We start from the raw sequence: 18303 nt of genomic DNA, 5'->3' as shown, positions 1-18303 counted from the left end.
CCTCACGAGCTCACCTTCAATCCAACCACCGCGGGGCGACGGCTGTCGCGCGCAGGCGAAACCGTCGAAGAACTCGCTTCGGACCTATGGGTGCTTTCCCATCCGGACCTGAGGGGCAATCCGCGCGTGCGCGCCTTCAGCGATTTTTCCGCCAAGTGGTTGCGCACCCGGCTGAATGCCGGTGCTCAGGGGCCAACACAGCCGGCAATTGAACTGTCACTGCCCGCGCCGCGCTGCTGCCTTACCGTCGATATTGACATCTGATAAAATAGCAACCTAGTTTGTCGCGTAATCGGTTACGTAACCGATTACGGCTCAATCAAGTGGAGGAGACTAATGAGCAAGATTTCGAATACGCACGGGTTTGGCCCGTTCTCGCGTCGTCAATTCCTGAAGACCAGCGCTTTGGCCGCCGGGGCGCTGGCGCTGCCGCTCGGGCCGGTTCTCGCCGCCGACAAGCCGAAGGTCGGCCTGGTGATGAAGTCGCTGGCCAACGAGTTCTTCAAGCAGATGCAGGCGGGTGCCGAGGACTATGCGGCCAAGAACAAGGACAAGTTCGATTTCGCCGCCGTCGGCATGAAGGACGAGCGCGACTTCGCCGCCCAGGTCGACGCGATCGAGAACTTCATCACCCAGAACTACAACATCATCGTCGTGGCGCCGGCCGACTCGAAGGCCATGGTCACGCCGATCGCCAAGGCGCTGAAGGCCGGCATCAAGGTCATCAACATCGACGTCGCGCTCGACGAGAAAGCCAAGAAGAAGGCCGGCATCGACCTCGCCTTCTTCGGTCCGGACAACCGTGCGGGCGCCAAGCTCGCCGGCGACGCGCTCGGCAAGGCGCTGGGCAAGGGCGGCAAGGTCGTCATCCTCGAGGGCAATCCCGAGGCCGACAATGCCAAGCAGCGCAAGCTCGGCTTCGACGATTCGGTGAAGGAGTACAAGCTGAAGCTGCTCGACTCCAAGACCGCGCATTGGGAGACCGAGGAAGCCAACACGCTGATGACCAACTTCCTCACCCAGCATCCCGACATCCAGGGCGTGATGGCAGCCAATGACTCGATGGCGCTCGGCGTCGTCAAGGCGATCGACGCGGCCGGCAAGTCCGGCCAGATCAAGGTCGTCGGTTTCGACAACATCCCGGCGGTCGGTCCGTTGCTCAAGGAAGGCAAGATGCTCGCCACCGTCGAGCAGTATGGCGCGAAGATGGCGGCGATGGGCATCGACTACGGCCTGCGCGAGCTTGCCGGCGAGAAATTCTCCGGCTGGGTCAAGACCGATGTCAAGCTGATCACTGCCTGAGGCGAGCCAGGGCGCCGGCACTCCCTTCCGGCGTTGGCTAGTCTCATCATCGCCGCCGGCAAGTGCCGGCGGCGATGACGGCGCGCTCGTACCGCCCGCGGGGCGGAAGAGCGCAATTTCGGGATTCCGCTCAAATGGACGTTGCTATCCTTTCCCTTGAAGGGGTCGGAAAGATCTTTCCCGGCGCCGTCGCGCTGAACGACGTGTCGCTGTCGATCGCGCGCGGCGAAACGCACATCATCCTGGGCGAGAATGGCGCCGGCAAGTCGACGCTGATCAAGCTGCTCGCCGGCATCTACCAGCCGGACTCAGGCACGATCGCCTTCAACGGCCAGCCCTATCGGCCGAAAACGCCGCATGACGCGCAGCAGAGCGGCATCCGCATCGTGCATCAGGAACTCAACCTCCTGCCCTATCTCAGCATCGCCGAGAATCTGATGCTGGAAAGCCTGCCGCGGCGCGCCTTCGGCATCGTCGACCGCAAGGCGCTCAACAGCCGCGCCGTGGCGCTGCTGAACGAAGTCGGGCTCGACATCGATCCGCGCACGCGGGTCGAGGCGCTCGGCGTCGCGCAGATGCAGCTGGTCGAGATCGCCAAGGCGCTGAGCTACGACGGCAAGCTTTTGGTGCTCGACGAGCCGACGGCGACGCTGACGCCGCCGGAGATCGAACGGCTCTTCGCCATCATCAAACGGCTGAAGGCCAAGGGCGTCACCATCATCTACATCTCGCACAGGCTGCATGAAGTGTTCGGGATCGGCGACCGGGTGACCGTCTTGCGCAACGGCCGGCTGGTCGCGACCCGCGATCTCAAGGGCCTCACCGTGCCCGACCTGGTGCGCATGATGATCGGCCGCGACATCGCCGACGAATTTGGCTTCGACGCTTCGATCGTGCCGGGCAAGGTCGCGCTCAGCGTCGCCAATCTGAAGCGCGACGCTTCCACCCCGGAAATTTCCTTCGCCGTGCGCCATGGCGAGATCCTCGGCGTCGCCGGCCTGGTCGGCAGCGGGCGGACCGAGGCCATGCGGGCCCTGTTCGGCGCCGATCCCAAGCTCGACGGCGTCGTCGAGATCGACGGCAAGCCGGTGGCGATCGCCGCGCCCAAGGACGCGGTGCGACACGGCTTGAGCCTCCTCACCGAGGACCGCAAGGGCCAGGGCCTGCTGCTCGACTTGGCCGTCGACAAGAACATCACCATCACCGATCTGGGCAAGGTTTCGCGCAACGGGCTGCTCAACCGCCGCGCCGAGAGTGCGGCAGCGAACGATCTCGTCGGCCAGCTGCGCGTCAAGGCAAGCTCTATCGAGCAGGCGGTGCGCAACCTCTCCGGCGGCAACCAGCAGAAGGTGGTTTTGGCCAAGTGGCTGTTCCGCGGCACCTCGACGCTGATCCTCGACGAGCCGACGCGCGGTGTCGATATCGGCGCGCGGCGCGAGATCTACCAATTGCTCTGGATGCTGGCGGCGCAGCAGAAGGGCATCATCATGGTATCGTCCGACCTGCCCGAGCTGATGGGCATGTGCCATCGCATCATCGTTTTTTCCAGGAACAAAATCGTCGGCGAGGTGCCGCGCGCCGAATTCGACCAGGAGCGCATCCTGTCGCTCGCCTATCAGGAGTATGTGCGACCATGAGCGAGACGTCCGAAGCGATCGTTTCCGCGCCTGTTTCCCCCGGCAGGGCGAAGTTCCTGCGTTTCCTCGTGCGCGATGCCGGCGTGCTGCTGGCGCTGGTGCTGATAACGCTGTTCTTCTCGGTCAGCGCGCCTTACTTCGCCACCTCCGGCAATGCGCTGAAGATCTTCGTGCAGATCGCCATCAACACGGTGCTCGCGGCAGGCATGACCTTCGTCATCCTCACCGGCGGCATCGACCTTTCCGTCGGTTCGGTGCTGGCGCTGTGCACCGTGGTTGGCGCCACCGTCATGATCAATGAGAGCCTGTCGCCCGCCGCGGCAATCACGCTCGCGCTGCTCGCCTGCATGGCGACCGGTGCTGCCTGCGGCTTCCTCAACGGCTGGATCTCGACGCGCTGGAAGATCCCTTCCTTCATCGTCACGCTCGGCATGCTCAACATGGCCGCGGGTGCCGCCCGCGTCGTCAGCGACAATTCCACCATCACCGGCCTGCCGCAAAGCTTCGTCGATTTCGGCAACCTCATCATCGGCGGGTTCCTGCCGTCGATCTTCCTGGTGGCGGTGCTGGTGATCGCGGCCGGCTGGTTCGTGCTGCGCTTCACCGTTTTCGGCCGCATGATCTTCGCCGTCGGCACCAATGACGAAGCGGTGCGGCTGTCGGGCCACAATCCGGATTTCTACAAGGTCGCCGCCTTCACCATCAGCGGGCTGACCGCCGGCATCGCGGCCATGGTCTATCTCTTGCGCCTCAACATCGGCAGCCCGATCGCCGGCGTCGGCTACGAGCTCAACGCCATCGCCGCCGTCATCATCGGCGGCACCAGCCTCAGCGGCGGCAAGGGCTCGATCATCGGCACGCTGGTCGGCGCCTGCATCCTGCAGGTGCTCAGCACCGGATTGCAGCTGCTCGGCGTCGGCGACAATTTCAAACCGATCGTAATCGGCCTTGTCATCGTGCTCGCGGTCATCCTAGACGCGTACCGGGAGAGGCTGTTGCGCAAGATTCGCTGAGCCTTTGCGGGAAAACGCCCGGCGTTGCGAGGAAAATGTAGGAGCAGTCGGGGACCAGGGCCATGACGACGATTGCCGATGTCGCGCGCTATGCGGGGGTGTCCGTCGCCACCGTCTCGCATGTGATGAACCATACGCGCCATGTCGAGCCGGAAACGGCCGAGCGCGTGCGCGTCGCGATCACGGCGCTGCGCTACAGCCCGAACTCGGTGGCGCGGAGTCTCAGGCGCGGCGAGACCAAAACGATCGGCCTGCTTCTGCCCGACAACTCCAACCCGTTCTTCGCCAGCGTCGCACGGCAGATCGAGGATGCCGGCTTCGTCTCCGGTTACACGGTGATCCTTTGCAACTCCGACGGCAGCGCCGAGAAGGAGGAGCGATATCTCTCGGTGCTGATGGCCAAGCAGATCGACGGGCTGATCTTCGCCGGCTCGTCCGACCATGCGCGGGTCTTCGCCCGCCTCTTGCCCAGTGTGCCGGCGGTGCTGCTCGACCGCGAGATCCAGTCGGTCAATGTCGATTCGGTGCTGGTCGACCATAACCATGGCGGCTATCTCGCCGGCAAATACCTGACCGGGCTCGGGCATCGAAAGATCGGCGTCATCGGCGGCCCGCGCGATTCGAGCTCCAGCCCGGCCCGCCTGCGCGGCTTCGCGCGCGCGCTTGGCGAGGCCGGCATCGAGCTGCCGGCTTCATCGATCGTCGATTCCGACTATCATTTCGCCGGTGGCCGCCTGGCGATGGAGCAGCTGATGGCGCAGGCGCCGGGCATCACCGCGCTGTTTGCCTGCAACGATTTGATGGCGATGGGCGCGCTGACGTTGCTGCGCTCGCGGGGCATGCACGTTCCCGACGACATGTCGATGATCGGCTTCGACGACATCCCCTATGCCGTCACCACCTGGCCGCCGCTGACGACGATCGCGCAGCCGGTGGAAAAGATCGGGACGCGGGCGGTGAGCCTGCTGCTCGAGCGCCTCGGCGAGCCGGAAGCGCCCTCACGCCGCGAGGTGCTGGCGCCGGTGCTGGTGGAGAGGGAAAGCTGCGCGGCTTTACGTTAGCCGTGTTTGTCGACGCTGGCGCTGGCCCCTCATCTGCCTGCCGGCATCTTCTCCCCGTGAACGGGGGAGAACAGGGCTGGCCGCCGCCTCGCCGCCCATCCTGCAACGTCTGTGATTGGCGAAAGCGCCGATGCCAGCATCTTTCTCCCCGTTCTACGGGGAGAAATGCCCGGCAGGGCAATGAGGGGCGGCGCCGAGGCTGCGAGGATTGCCTTCAAAAGCCATCCTAGGAGGCCGCAACGCGCTCATCTTCGACCGCTGGCGCTGCCCCTCATCCGCCCTTCGGGCACCTTCTCCCCGTGTAACGGGGAGAAGGGAAGGCTCTACGCCGCCGGCTGCATCGCGGCTCTCAGCAGCATGCCGAACAGGTCGCGCGGCTCATCGGGGTCGGCGAGCAGGTCGAGCTCCTCGTAGAGGCCGGTGGCCTGGAGCTGGTCGCGGACATAGCGCAGCGCTGAAAAATCCTCCGTCGCGAAGCCGACGGAATCGAACAGCGTGATCTGCTCGGGCGCCGTGCGGCCCTCAGCCTTCCCGGTCATCACCTGCCACAGCTCGGTCACCGGATGGTCGGCGTCGAGCTGCTGGATCTCGCCCTCGATGCGCGTCTGCGGCGGAAACTCGACGAAGATGTCGGAGCGCAGCAGGATGTCGCGATGCAGCTCGGTCTTGCCAGGGCAGTCGCCGCCGACCGCGTTGATGTGGACGCCGGAGCCGACCATGTTGTCGGTCAAGATGGTGGCGTACTGCTTGTCGGCCGTCACCGTGGTGATGATGTCGACGCCTTCCACCGCATCCTGCCCGGTCGCGCAGATGGTGATGTCGAAACCCTTGGCCGCCAGGTTGCGCGCGCATTTCTCCGAAGCGGAGCGGTCGATGTCGTAAAGCCGCAGCCGGTCGATGCCGGTGAGCGCCTTGAAGGCGATGGCCTGGAATTCGGACTGGGCGCCGTTGCCGATGATGGCCATGGCTTGGCTGCCCTTGGGCGCCAGGTATTTTGCCGCGACGGCGGAAGTGGCCGCGGTGCGCAGCGCTGTCAGGATCGTCATTTCGGTGAGCAGCATCGGATAGCCGGAGCCGACATCGGCCAGCACGCCGAAGGCGGTGACCGTCTGGCGGCCCTCGCGCATGTTCTTCGGATGGCCGTTGACATATTTGAAGCCGTACATCTTGCCGTCGCTGGTCGGCATCAGCTCGATGACGCCGTCATGGCTGTGCGATGCGATGCGCGGCGTCTTGTCGAACAGCTCCCAGCGGCGGAAATCCTCCTCGATAAAGGCGGCGAGCTCGGTGAGGAAGCGCTCGATGCCGATGGCGAGAACCAGCTTCATCATGCGGTCGACGCTGACGAAGGGGACGATGGCGAGGCGCGAAGGCTGGGTCATGGTCAGAGGCTCCCGGAATGGCTGCGGGTCGGGCGGTCCATGATGCGGCGGCCCATCAGGCTGGCGGTGAGGTCGACCATCAAGGTTGCGGTGCGGCCGCGCTCGTCGAGGAACGGGTTCAGCTCGACAAGGTCGAGGCTGGAAACCAGGCCTGAGTCGGACAGCATCTCCATCACCAGATGCGCCTCGCGGAAAGTGGCGCCCCCGGGCACGGTGGTGCCGACGGCCGGCGCGATCGAAGGGTCGAGGAAATCGACGTCGAGGCTGACATGGAGCAGGCCGTTCTCCTTCTCGACGCGGGCCAGGAAGGCGCGCAGCAAGGGCGCGATCCCATGCTCGTCGATGGCGCGCATGTCATGCACGGTGACGCCCGCTTCTGTAAGCGCGCGGCGCTCGGCCGGGTCGACGCTGCGCAGGCCGATGGCGCAGATGCGGGCCGGGTCGACGGCTTCAGGCAGATCCGGGAAATAGCCTTTGAAACTCGCCTGCCCGCTGGCATAGGCGAGCGGCACGCCATGCAGGTTGCCGCTGGTGGTGGTGTCGAGCGTGTGGAAATCCGGATGCGCGTCGAGCCACAGCACAAAGAGCGGCCGACGGCGCTCGGCGGCGTGGCGCGCCACGCCGGACACGGTGCCGGCGGAGATCGAATGGTCGCCCCCGAGGAAGATCGGCATGGCCTCCTTCGAGGCCGCATAGGCGGTCTCGGCGATCGCCGCCGTCCAGGCGGAAATCTCCGGCAGCGCCTTAAGCGCGAGGTTGCCATGCACCACCGGGCGTGCCACGGCCTTTTCGACCGCGCCCCAGTCCTCGACCTCATGGCCCAGCTCGGCCAGCACCGAGACCAGCCCCGCCGTGCGCAGCGCGCTCGGCCCCATTTCACATCCCATCCTGCCCGCGCCGTCCTGTACCGGCGCGCCGACGATCCTGCAGCGCATGATTCTTTTGGCCCTAATGAATATTGCGAGATTGGATCATCGGCGGCTGGCGGTTTGAACAGCGAAAATTGGCATTTCGAGAAGGCTGATCTATCATATTGAATAGATGATTTGATCGAAATGGACAGAGATGGACGCTCTCGACGAGAAGCTGGTGACGCTGTTGAGGCATGATGCGCGGCGCAGCGTATCCGATCTCGCCATCGACCTCGGCGTGTCACGCGCCACGGTAAGGTCGCGCATGGAGCGGCTGGAGAAATCCGGCGAGATCATCGGCTACACGGTGGTGCTGCGCGCCGATGCGGTCGATCAGAAGATACGCGGCGTCATGACGATCGAGATCGAAGGCCATGCCGCCGACCGCGTCGTCAAAGCGCTTGGCGGCCTCGCCGAGGTCTCGACCATCCACACCACCAACGGCCGCTGGGACCTGGTGGTGGAGCTCGGCACCGCCACGCTCACCGATTTCGACGCAGTGCTGCGGCGCATAAGGCTGATCCCGGGAATAACGGGGAGCGAAACCAGCCTTTTGCTGGCGACGCCACGGACGACGAGAGCGCGACTGGCGTAGTTGCACGACCAGCCTGCGCTGGCCGGCCGCGTGACATCGCAGCTTCGTGAGGCTCGGGACGATCGGCGGACCGAAAAGCGTTTGTAGCTGCATGATGTCCGTCAGCCGGTCGGATAACACCCTCCGTCGGAGCCGTCGCCCATGTAGGTTCCCTGGCCGGCGGCACGCTGAAGCCGCTGATGCAGCTCATTGATCCGCCCCAGGATCGAACGGCCTGAAGTCGACACGCCCTGAAGTCGATGAGGTGTGCTGGATGGTATCCGCCTGCTGCATCGCAGCGGGTGGGGCGATCCGGCCCGGCGTCTTCAGGCGACGTCGGCGAACGGGACCGACGAATTGACGGCCTGCCCGACAATTCCTGCATTGGCCTGGTCGGCAAGTTGCTCGGCTTCCTGTCGCGTCAGCCCGATCAGCAGCCGGCCTTCTATTTCCGCCGGAAGGCCGGAAACCAAATCACAGACAAGCCAGCTATCACATGGATCCTGTAAGGCTGCGTACCCCATGACCGATGTTCTTTGATCTGGTTATGCCCCAACGTAACGACTTGCGGGAAATGCTCCCGGCTAAACTGCCCGGCCGGATTTTCTCCAGCACTTTCACCGAACAGTACAGTTGTCGGACGCCAGGCAAAAGAGGCTCTACAGTCCCTTTGGCATGCGACCCAAGTCTGATGAGCCGCCGACACTTTCCACACGATGGCCGCTACCTGCCAGGAGAAGCTAGCGCGCGGCTTGTGCCGTCGATCTCTTCTGCAGGAGATCCGTTGCGGAAATACGCGATCGACGGCCTCTCCGACAGTCCGAGCGCAATCCTGGGGATTGGCAGCCGGGCTCTTCGCAAGTCCCAAACGCGAAAAAGCCGCGGTGAACCGCGGCTTTTCGTTGCTTGATCCCTGGAGGGAAACTGGAGCGGGTGAGGCGATTCGAACGCCCGACCCCAACCTTGGCAAGGTTGTGCTCTACCCCTGAGCTACACCCGCTCGCGCGGCCTTGGGCCGCAAGCCGCGCCTATATGGCCGAAGAGCGCGGCGATTGCAACAGGGAAATGACGGTCTTTTTGGAGCGAGCTCTTTCCGCGACGAGGTTCGCTTCGGAAGCGTTGAAGCGGGCGGTCCGAAACCGGACCGATCGCAATTCCGCACGGAAAACCGCGATGCACCTCCTGGAACTGCGCTCGTGCTTGCCGCAATTTTGCACGGAAGCCGCTGCGCATTTCCTGGAATTGCGCAGGCAGCCTTGCCCCAAAGGCACCATTGGCCGTAAACGGCAAGACCCTGCCGGACGATGCGAGGACCGATGCCGAAAACCGAAGCCGAGCTCAACGCTTTTCTTGCCGATCTCGGCATTGCCGTCTCGACCGTGCGGCATCCACCCTTGTTCACGGTCGCCGATTCGCAGGCCCTGCGCGGCGAAATCCATGGCGGCCACACCAAGAACCTGTTCCTCAAGGACAAGAAGGACAATTATTTCCTCGTCACCGTCGGCGAGGAGGCCGTGGTCGATCTGAAGCAGATCCATCACCTGATCGGCGCCGCCGGCCGGGTGTCGTTCGGCAAGCCCGAGATGCTGATGGCGCTGCTCGGCGTCATCCCCGGAGCGGTCACCGTCTTCGGCCTGATCAACGACACGGAAGGGAAGGTCAAGGTGGTGCTCGACCAGGAGTTGATGAGCCACGACGTCATCAACGGCCATCCGCTGACCAATGAGGCGACGACCTCGATCGCCGCAGCCGATCTGATCAGATTCGTCGAGGCAACCGGCCACGATCCTGTTATCTTGAAAGTCCCATTATCTTGAAAAGCAGGGGCTGATCGCCACATGGAGGGCGGTTCCGAAATCCGACAATGACGCGCCGGGCGCCGACGCCGGGAGCGCGACCGAAAGGGCGAGACGATGAGTGACAACAATCCGTACAGCAGCTCGTTTGGCGGCAATGGCGGCCAATACGCCCAGACGGTGCAATATGGCGCTGGCGACCGCGCCAAGGTTTCGCTGGGCGACGCGCCGGCGGCGGCCGACCTGATCAAGGACACCACGACCGCCAGCTTCGCCGCCGACGTCGTCCAGGAATCGCGCCGGCAGCCGGTGCTGGTCGACTTCTGGGCGCCATGGTGCGGGCCCTGCAAGCAGCTGACGCCGCAGCTCGAAAAGGCGGTGAAGGACGCCGGCGGCAAGGTCAAGCTGGTCAAGATGAACATCGACGACCATCCCTCGATCGCCGGCCAGCTCGGCATCCAGTCCATCCCCGCGGTCATCGCCTTCAAGGACGGCCAGCCGGTCGACGGTTTCATGGGCGCGATCCCGGAAAGCCAGATCGCCCAGTTCATCCAGAAGGTCGGCGGCAAGGGCGGCGGCGCGCCGCAGATCGCGGAGGCGCTTGCCGCGGCGACCGAGGCGCGTACGGCCGGCGACGCGCAGACCGCGGCCGACATCTATGACGCGATCCTGGAGCAGGCGCCGGAGACGATCGAGGCGATCGCGGGCCTGGGCGAGATCCTGTTCGATGCCGGGGACGCGGAAGGCGCCGAAGCCGTTCTGGCCCGGGCGCCCGAGGACAAGAAGGACGCGCCGGCGCTGGCCGCGCTGCGTGCCAAGATGACGCTGGCGGCGGAAGCCGCGGTGCTTGGCAATCCGGCCGAGCTCGAGCGCCGGCTCGCCGCCAATCCGGCCGACCATCAGGCGCGCTTCGACCTGGCGATGATCCAGAACGCGCGCGGCGAGCGCGATGCGGCGGCCGATAATCTGCTGGCGATCGTCAAGGCCGACCGGACCTGGAACGACGACGGCGCGCGGGCGCAGCTGTTGAAGCTCTTCGAGGCCTGGGGAATGACCGACGAGGCGACGCTGGGCGCGCGGCGCAAGCTGTCGTCGCTGCTGTTCTCGTAGAGCGGCTCGGCGTTTCACAGAATCGCCGAACCGTTCTTTGTTTGTTTTGCGCAATTCCGGAGGGAAGGTTACGCCAAAGGCGCCGAGCCCAACCGCTACGCAGTTTTCCTGGAATTGCTCTGAAGTTTTTTGCCGGCTGACGTGGCCGGCGGGCTTGAGCAGCGGGGCTTCAGCGCCAGATAAGGGCAGGGCCGGCGGTCAAGACGAGTTTGCCGGTGCGAGAGGAGATTGCAGGTTGATGCGCTTGCCGGCGTTGCTTTGGGAGGGTTGCGGTGCGCGTCGGTAACGCACTCTACCGGCTTGCCAAGGATCTGCCGCCGGCGATCCCGGTGTTCCCGCTTGCCGGAGCGCTGCTTCTGCCGGGCGGCCGCATGCCGCTCAACGTCTTCGAGCCGCGCTACCTGCAGATGATCGACCAGGCGATGGCGGGCTCGCGGCTGATCGGCATGATCCAGCCGAGCCTTGACGGCGCATTGCGCGATGACGGCGAGCCGGAGCTGTGCAGCGTCGGCTGCGCCGGACGCATCATCTCGCTCGCCGAGACGGGCGACGGCCGCTACCTGATCTCGCTGCAGGGCGTGTGCCGGTTTCGCATCACGCAGGAGCTCGCGGCAAAGGCGCCGTTCCGGCAATGCCGGATCGCGCCCTTTCTCGCCGATCTCGAGGAAGATCCGGCCGGCGCCGAGGTCGACCGGCCGGCGCTGCTCAAGGCTTTTCGCGCCTATCTGCAGGCCAATGATCTCGAGGCCGACTGGGAGAGCGTCAGCCGCGCCGAAAACGGCATGCTGGTCAACGCGCTGTCGATGATGGCGCCTTACGGGCCGGCCGAGAAGCAGGCGCTGCTGGAAGCGGCGGACCTGAAGACGCGCGCCGACACGTTGATCGCCATCACCGAAATGACGCTGGCGCGCGAGGATGACGATTTTGGCTCCAGCATCCAGTAGGTGTATTGATATTCAGGTGAGGTCGGCCTGATCTGAATCAAGCCTGTGCAGCGGATGGAAAATTGCCATGGCAGCGGATGGACGTGACGGGCGCAAGGCCGAGGTCGACCCGAAGCTTCTGGAATTGCTGGCCTGCCCGCTGACCAAGGGGCCGCTGACCTGGGACGCCGAGCGCGGCGAGCTGGTTTCGCGCGCGGCGAAGCTTGCCTATCCGGTGCGCGACGGCATCCCGATCATGCTGCCTTCGGAGGCGCGCACGATTTCGGCCGAGGACATGCTGGCACCGCCGCCGCCGCGGCTCAGCGGGCCTTCGTAATCGGGTTTGCGCCGTCATGCGGCCTTCGAGATTGGCGGGACGTCCCTTACCTCGTCATCCCAGGGCAGAGCAGTCGCGAAGCGGCGTCGCGGAGACCCTGGGATCCATGCCGTGACATTGATCATAGAGTACAGCTGAGCAGAATTCGGCACCGAGGTGGCGTTCCGAGGTCACGGCATGGATCCTCGGGTCTACGCCGCGTCGCTACGCTCCTTGCTCCGCCCGTGGATGACGAAGGCGCTTTTTCGCTCCGCATTTCGTTTCATATCATGCCGGAAACGTTCCTACTGAAAATTGCGCCCCTTGGGCATGACCTGCTGTGCCGAACCAGACAGTGTCGCGATGTCCTCCCGCACCGGCAGACTGCCGCTTGCAGGCCGGTTCGCATCGCCATCCGACTGATGCTCGATGACGGGTGCTTCGTGCAGCAGCACGCTCAGCCAGGAGGTCAGGTCCTCGATCCTGTCGGCGACGATGTGGATGACGTCCGATTCATGCTGCAGCTTGCCGGTGACGCGGATGAAGCGCGCGCCCATGACGATCGAGCGGAAGCGGTCGAAGACCCGCGGCCAGATGATGACGTTGGCGATCGACTTTTCGTCCTCCAGCGTGAGGAAGATCGCATTGCCCTTGCCCGGACGCTGGCGCACCAGCACCAGCCCGGCGACGGAGACGCGGCGGCCGTCGCGCACCGATGGCAAGCGGGCATTGGGGGTGACGCCGGCTCGGGTTAGCCGCTCACGCAGGAAGGCTACGGGATGCTCCTTCAGCGACAGGCCGAGCGAGCGGTAATCATGGACGACATGCTCGCCGAGCGGCATCTTCGGCAGCTTCGTTTCCGGCTCCAGCTCGCGCAGGCTGAGCGACGGCTGGTCGAACAGCGGCAGTTTCTCGGCGGCGCTCTTGCCGTCAAGGGCGCGGACTTCCCAGAGCGCGGCGCGACGGTCGAGGCCGATCGAGCAGAACGCGTCGGCCTGCGCCAGCTTTTCGATCTCGCCGACATCGAGGCCGGAGCGCAGCCAGACATCCCTGACCGACCGATAGCCATTGCCGCGCCGGGCGACGACGGCGTCCATGCGCTCCTCGGACAGGCCCTTGATCTGGCGGAAGCCAAGCCGGACGGCGTGAGCCGTCTCGATGACGCCGCGCATCGAGGCGTGGCGCTCAAGGATACGGAACGCATCGAAGGCGGTGGCCTCCAGCGTGCAGTCCCAGACGGAGTGATTGATGTCGACCTCACGCACCTCGACGCCATGGTCGCGCGCGTCGCGCACGAGCTGGGCCGGCTGGTAGAAACCCATCGGCTGCGCGTTCAGGATCGCGGCGCAGAAGACGTCGGGATAGAAGGTCTTGAACCAGCAGGAGGCATAGACCAGCAGCGCGAAGGACGCGGCATGGCTTTCGGGAAAGCCATATTCGCCAAAGCCCTCGATCTGCTTGAAGCAGCGCTCGGCGAAGTCTCTAGGATAGCCCTTCTTGACCATTCCTTCGACCATTCGCGTTTCATAATTTCCGATCGTGCCGGTGCGCTTGAAGGTCGCCATGGCGCGGCGCAACTCATCGGCCTCGCCCGGCTTGAAGCCGCCAGCGACGATGGCGATCTTCATTGCCTGTTCCTGAAACAAAGGCACGCCCAGCGTCTTGCCGAGAATCTCTTCCAGCTCGGGCTTGGGATATTCGGCCTTTTCCTTGCCCTGCCGGCGGCGCAGATAAGGATGCACCATGTCGCCCTGGATCGGGCCGGGCCGCACGATCGCCACTTCGATGACGAGGTCGTAGAAATTTGCCGGCTTGAGGCGCGGCAGCATCGACATTTGCGCGCGCGATTCGATCTGGAAGACGCCGAGCGTGTCGGCTCGCTCGATCATGGCGTAGACGCGCCTGTCTTCTTCCGGGAGGGTGGCGAGCACATAGGGCTGTCCAAACGGATCGCGGGCTCGCGGATAATGGTCGTTGAGCAAGGTGAAGGCGCGCTTCAGGCAGGTCAGCATGCCGAGCGCCAGCACATCCACCTTGAGGATCTTGACCGCGTCGAGGTCGTCCTTGTCCCACTCGACCATCTTGCGCTCTTCCATCGCCGTCTTGACGATGGGCACGACCTCGTCGAGCCGGTCGCGGGTGATGACGAAGCCGCCGACATGCTGGGAAAGATGGCGGGGAAAGCCCATGATCTCATTGGCGCGCTCCAGCACCTGCCGCGACAGCGGATCGGTGCGGTCGAGCCCGCCGGCATTGGCTTCCCTTTCGCCGAGCTCGGAGGTCGACCAGCCCCAGATGGTGCTCGACAGCGCGCTGCGCACATCCTCCGACAGGCCCATGGCCTTGGCCACCTCGCGCAGGGCCGAGCGGCCGCGATAGCTGATGACGGCGGCGGCCAACGCGGTGCGCTTGGCGCTGTACTTCTCGTAGATATAGGCGATGACCTCGTCGCGCCGCTCATGCTCGAAGTCGACATCGATATCGGGCGGCTCGTTGCGCTCCTCCGAGATGAAGCGCTCGAACAAGGTGTCGATGCGTTCGGGGCCGACCTCGGTGATGCCGATGCAGAAGCAGATGATCGAATTGGCGGCCGAACCTCGGCCCTGGCAAAGAATGTCCTTGCTGCGGGCGAATTTGACGATGTCATGGACGGTCAGGAAATAGCGCGCATAGTTCAGGCGCTCGATCAGGGCGAGCTCGCTGTCGATCCGCTGCGTGACGTGGTCGGGAACACCGGCCGGATAGCGAACGACCGCGCCTTCGCGCGCCAGGCGTTCGAGCTCGGCCTGCGGGCCGAGACCGGATTCGGTCGGCTCGTCCGGATAATTGTATTCGAGATCGCTGAGCGAAAAGGCGAGCTCATCGGCAAAGCGCAGCGTTTCGGCCAGCGCTTGCGGGTGGCGGCGGAAAAGCCGCGCCATCTCCAGCGGCGGTTTCAAATGGCGCTCGGCATTGGCGGTCAGCTCAAGCCCGACCTCGGAGACAGGCGTGTTGAGGCGGATCGCGGTGAGCACGTCCTGCAGCGGCCGGCGATCGGCGGCATGGTAGAGCACGTCGTTGGTCGCCATAAGCGGGACGCGCGCGTGCTCCGACATCGCCGCCGCCTGCTCGATGCGGAAACGGTCGTTGCCGGCATAATCCGGCGCCACGGCCAGCCGGAGCGCCGAGCCGAAGCGGTCTTTAAGCCGGCTAATGAGCCGCAGACTGTCTTCCGCGCTGCCGGACAGATCGGGCAGCACCGCCAGCGACATCAGATCGCCCCATTCGAGCAGGTCGTCGAGCTCGAGCAGCGTCGCGCCCTTCTCGTTCTCATCGCGCAGATTGGCCTGGGTCAGCATGCGGCAGAGATGTCCCCAGCCCTGGCGGTCGCGGGGATAGGCGAGGATGTCCGGCGTGCCGTCGCCAAAAACCAGGCGGCAGCCGGGGTGGTAGGCAAGTTTCTCGACCCTGGCCTGCTGCCAGGCGCGCACGACGCCGGCGACCGTGTTGCGGTCGGCAAGCCCGATCGAGGCAAAGCCATAGAATTTCGCCGTGACCACCAGTTCCTCGGGTTTCGAGGCGCCGCGCAGGAAGGAGAAGTTCGACCGGATGCCGAACTCGGCATAGGGGATGACGGTCAGCGCGTTCATGCGAACATCCCATGCATGAACCAGCGTGGCGTCGCGGCTTGCGGAGCGGTGCTGTAGAGGCCCTGGCGGTAAAGCCAGTAGCGGCGTCCCTCGCTGTCCTCGATGCGGTAATAGTCGCGGGTCGGCGCCTCGTCCTCGCCGGGAAGCTGCCGCCACCATTCGGCGGCGATGCGCTCCGGCCCCTCGGCGCGGGTGACGCGGTAAAGCGCGCGCCGCCAGCGGAAATTCATCGGCGGGCCTTCCGGGATCTCGGTCGCCGGCACCTCGATCGGCTCGGGCGAGCGGAACAGCCGCACCGGCCGCTCCGGCGGGTAGATGGTCATCGGCGGCGCTGTTCGGGGCGCCGCGGCCCGGCCGGTCGCCGGCGCCCGCCTTTGCGGAGCTTCCGCGAAAGGCACGATTGCGACGGCGCGCTCCGGCAGATGGCTCTCGACGACGACCGGCTTCAGCACGGCGGCCTCGCCGAGGCGGGCGCGGACGCGGTCGGCAAAGAGCGCGATGTCGGCGTCGTCATCGTCCGCCTCGCCGGTGAGGGCGCCCTGAGCCAAGTCGAAAGCGGCGACCGACAGCACGGACAGCCGCACAAGGTCGAAACCGAAGCCGGCGTCGATGTTCTGCTCCAACGCGGTGAGCCGCTCATGGAACAGTTTTTGGATCAGCCGCGGCTCGCGCATCGGGCGCGAGGTGCCGACCGCGATGCGGCTGACGGCGCCGTCGACGCGGAAGAGAAGCAGCGCCAGCGTCCTTGCGCCTTCGCCGCGCCGTTCGAGGTCGGTCTTCAAGGCGATCGCCAGCCGGCTCACCAGCCGCTCGATATCGTCGGTGTGCATGACCGGCTCGGCAAGGTGGCGCTCAACCGAGAGCGGCGCGACGGGAAGGCGCGGCGACACGGCCTCGTCGAGGCGGCCAAGCGCCTGGTCGAGGCGCAAAAGCAAAGTGGCGCCGAAGCGGCGGGCGAGCGGCGCGCGGGGCGCGGCCATCACCGCGCCGGCGGTGCGCAGGCCGACGCTCTCCAGGCTGGCGCGGGTTTCCGGGGCGATGCGCAGCGCCGACAGCGGAAGTGGCGCCAGCAGCGCCTCCTCCTCGCCGCCGGCAACGATGCGGTCGCCATGGAAGTGCGCCGCCGCCCAGGCGGCGCCCGGCGTCGAGGCGAGGCCGGCGCGGACATCGAAACCCTGCTGGAAGAAGCGGGTGAGGATCTCGTCCTGCATGGCGCGCTCGCCGCCGAACAGATGCGTGCAGCCGGTGACGTCGAGGAACAGCCCGTCCTCGGCGTCGATCGCCACCAGCGGCGTGTAACGGTCGCACCAGTCGGCGAGGCCTTCGAGCAGGCGGCGGTCGGCTTCCGCGTCGGCCTCCACCACATCGATCGAGGGGTGCATGGCGCGGGCATCGGCAATGCCCATGCCGCGCTTCAATTTGAGCGCCTCAGCCCGCTCGTCGAGGGCTGCGATGCGCTGGGTGTTGTTGTCGCGATGGCTGATCACCAGTGGCAGGTGATGCGAGGGCCGGGAACGCCAGGACCGCCCCAGACGCTGGCGCAGGATCCGCTCCGCGGCCAGATGCGGGAACCACAGCGACAGAATTCTCTGTTCTTTCTGCAAAAGCGTGCTCATTTGGGTTCCACTCCAGTGTGAATTGTCCGGGCAGGGCCGTGCGGCTCTTGCCGATATCGACTTTGAAGGCGGGACGGCCGATCGAGCCGGCGAGCGGCCCGGCGACCGTTCCGCGGCTTGCCGCCGGTGCGGCCGAAACGATGAGGCGCACGGGCGCGGCGGTGGGGTCGGCCTCGCCGGCCTGGCGCAACAACAGCACCGGCCGGCCGGCGCTCTGGGCGCGGGCGTGCAGGCGGCGCGTGGCAGTGAGGTCGAGCCGTTGCGGACTTCCGCGGATCTCGAGAATGACGGCGGCGAAGGCCGTCATGCGGGCGGCCTCCTCGGCGATCCACAGCGCGTCCAGCAGCTTCGGCGCCTCGGAAAACAGCAATTGCTCCGGCGCGATGCCGAACAGGGCGTGAAGCCCCCTGGCATAGGGAAGGCCAGCCTCATGAAAGATTTCCGACGTGCCGACCCAGAGGATCGGCAGGCCCTGCTTCTCTCTGAGGATCAGGCTTACGAGCGAGAGCGCGAAGCCGGTGACAGCGCCGGCATCGCGGGTCTCCAAGCCATGGATCTCGCTGAGCGCCGCCTTGGGCAGGCCGCCGCCAAGGGCGGTGTCGAGGCGCTCGATGCCGGTATGCAGGAAGGCGTCCGCCGAGGCCACGGCGAGGCCGCGCCGGACGATCGTCATATCCGGCGTCATATCCGATCCGCCCGCATCGTTAGAGCGGTTCAGCCCTTCCGCAATTCCGGACGGAAAACCGCCTCGCACTTTTCCTGGAATTGCTCCAGACACGCCAGGCGCCGGCGCTTGCAGGCGCTCGGGCAGCGTTCCTTCGATCTTCGCGATCTGGCGGCGCAGGGCAAAAACAGTATCCCGCGCCACGGCGTTCATCGCCATGACGTTCACTTCCGGCAGAAATTGTTCCTGTTATGTTCCTATAGATTCCAGAGGCGCCCGGAAGAGTCAAGCAGAGTCACAAGGAATTTATTCCTTCGCCTTTTACCGTGAAAGCGAACGGCCAGCCGGCTCATTTGCCTCGACCGTCGC

The 18303-nt window shown here is 65.4% G+C and carries 16 protein-coding genes and 1 tRNA gene; 10 read left to right on the top strand and 7 right to left on the bottom strand.

What is annotated here, in order from left to right:
* Positions 1-90 precede the first annotated feature (90 nt).
* The 5 genes from RFM98_RS13160 (at position 91) to RFM98_RS13140 (ending at position 5013) form a co-directional block, all read left to right on the top strand.
* A complete protein-coding gene (locus RFM98_RS13160; protein ID WP_320309265.1) occupies positions 91-264 on the top strand; it encodes a hypothetical protein in 174 nt (57 codons plus the stop codon).
* A 72-nt stretch (positions 265-336) separates the two neighbouring features.
* Complete coding sequence (locus tag RFM98_RS13155) at positions 337-1302, top strand: sugar ABC transporter substrate-binding protein (protein ID WP_320309264.1); 966 nt, start codon at positions 337-339, stop codon at positions 1300-1302.
* Positions 1303-1436: 134 nt separating this feature from the next.
* Entirely contained in the window at positions 1437-2939 is a 1503-nt protein-coding gene (locus RFM98_RS13150) for a sugar ABC transporter ATP-binding protein (RefSeq protein WP_320309263.1), read from the top strand.
* Positions 2936-3952: an ABC transporter permease gene (locus RFM98_RS13145; RefSeq protein ID WP_320309262.1), complete on the top strand. Its 1017-nt coding sequence runs from the start codon at positions 2936-2938 to the stop codon at positions 3950-3952. The genes RFM98_RS13150 and RFM98_RS13145 overlap by 4 nt, the downstream gene beginning before the upstream one ends.
* Positions 3953-4014: 62 nt before the next feature.
* A complete protein-coding gene (locus tag RFM98_RS13140) occupies positions 4015-5013 on the top strand; it encodes a LacI family DNA-binding transcriptional regulator (RefSeq protein ID WP_320309261.1) in 999 nt (332 codons plus the stop codon).
* A 323-nt stretch (positions 5014-5336) separates the two neighbouring features.
* Here RFM98_RS13140 and ocd read toward each other — a convergent pair whose 3' ends face one another.
* Positions 5337-6395 (bottom strand): ornithine cyclodeaminase, encoded by a 1059-nt coding sequence (gene ocd / locus RFM98_RS13135; RefSeq protein ID WP_320309260.1) that lies wholly within the window; start codon positions 6393-6395, stop codon positions 5337-5339.
* 2 nt (positions 6396-6397) lie between these two features.
* Positions 6398-7330 (bottom strand): arginase, encoded by a 933-nt coding sequence (rocF, locus tag RFM98_RS13130; RefSeq protein WP_320309259.1) that lies wholly within the window; start codon positions 7328-7330, stop codon positions 6398-6400.
* A gap of 130 nt (positions 7331-7460) precedes the next feature.
* Between rocF and RFM98_RS13125 the strand changes: the two genes are divergently transcribed.
* Positions 7461-7901: an Lrp/AsnC family transcriptional regulator gene (locus tag RFM98_RS13125; RefSeq protein WP_095769871.1), complete on the top strand. Its 441-nt coding sequence runs from the start codon at positions 7461-7463 to the stop codon at positions 7899-7901.
* Positions 7902-8206: 305 nt separating this feature from the next.
* Here the strand turns inward: RFM98_RS13125 and RFM98_RS13120 are convergent, their stop codons facing one another.
* Positions 8207-8404: a hypothetical protein gene (locus RFM98_RS13120; RefSeq protein ID WP_320309258.1), complete on the bottom strand. Its 198-nt coding sequence runs from the start codon at positions 8402-8404 to the stop codon at positions 8207-8209.
* Between the two features lie 401 nt (positions 8405-8805).
* A tRNA-Gly gene (locus RFM98_RS13115) sits at positions 8806-8880 on the bottom strand.
* 316 nt (positions 8881-9196) lie between these two features.
* On the opposite strand from RFM98_RS13115, the gene RFM98_RS13110 reads away from it, so the two are divergent.
* The 4 genes from RFM98_RS13110 (at position 9197) to RFM98_RS13095 (ending at position 12046) form a co-directional block, all read left to right on the top strand.
* On the top strand, positions 9197-9697 hold the full coding sequence (locus RFM98_RS13110; RefSeq protein WP_320309257.1) for a prolyl-tRNA synthetase associated domain-containing protein: 501 nt from the start codon (positions 9197-9199) through the stop codon (positions 9695-9697).
* A gap of 96 nt (positions 9698-9793) precedes the next feature.
* A complete protein-coding gene (gene trxA, locus RFM98_RS13105) occupies positions 9794-10786 on the top strand; it encodes a thioredoxin (protein ID WP_320309256.1) in 993 nt (330 codons plus the stop codon).
* A 272-nt stretch (positions 10787-11058) separates the two neighbouring features.
* The gene (locus tag RFM98_RS13100; protein WP_320309255.1) at positions 11059-11730 is read left to right on the top strand and encodes an LON peptidase substrate-binding domain-containing protein; all 672 of its coding nucleotides are present in this window, start codon (positions 11059-11061) and stop codon (positions 11728-11730) included.
* A 67-nt stretch (positions 11731-11797) separates the two neighbouring features.
* Positions 11798-12046 (top strand): Trm112 family protein, encoded by a 249-nt coding sequence (locus RFM98_RS13095; protein ID WP_320309254.1) that lies wholly within the window; start codon positions 11798-11800, stop codon positions 12044-12046.
* Between the two features lie 284 nt (positions 12047-12330).
* Here the strand turns inward: RFM98_RS13095 and RFM98_RS13090 are convergent, their stop codons facing one another.
* From RFM98_RS13090 to RFM98_RS13080, 3 genes are read right to left on the bottom strand one after another with little or no spacing between them, the layout of a single operon-like run.
* The gene (locus RFM98_RS13090; protein WP_320309253.1) at positions 12331-15654 is read right to left on the bottom strand and encodes an error-prone DNA polymerase; all 3324 of its coding nucleotides are present in this window, start codon (positions 15652-15654) and stop codon (positions 12331-12333) included.
* The gene (locus RFM98_RS13085; RefSeq protein ID WP_320309291.1) at positions 15651-17141 is read right to left on the bottom strand and encodes a DUF6504 family protein; all 1491 of its coding nucleotides are present in this window, start codon (positions 17139-17141) and stop codon (positions 15651-15653) included. The genes RFM98_RS13090 and RFM98_RS13085 overlap by 4 nt, the downstream gene beginning before the upstream one ends.
* The gene (locus tag RFM98_RS13080) at positions 17083-18153 is read right to left on the bottom strand and encodes an ImuA family protein (protein ID WP_320309252.1); all 1071 of its coding nucleotides are present in this window, start codon (positions 18151-18153) and stop codon (positions 17083-17085) included. Before RFM98_RS13080 ends, RFM98_RS13085 begins: the two co-directional genes overlap by 59 nt.
* Positions 18154-18303: the final 150 nt, after the last annotated feature.

The organism is Mesorhizobium australafricanum (assembly GCF_033977265.1).
GTDB classification, from domain to species: domain Bacteria; phylum Pseudomonadota; class Alphaproteobacteria; order Rhizobiales; family Rhizobiaceae; genus Mesorhizobium; species Mesorhizobium australafricanum.
The sequence above is the reverse complement of the archived record's forward strand: the minus strand, read 5'-3'. Positions and strand labels throughout refer to the sequence as shown.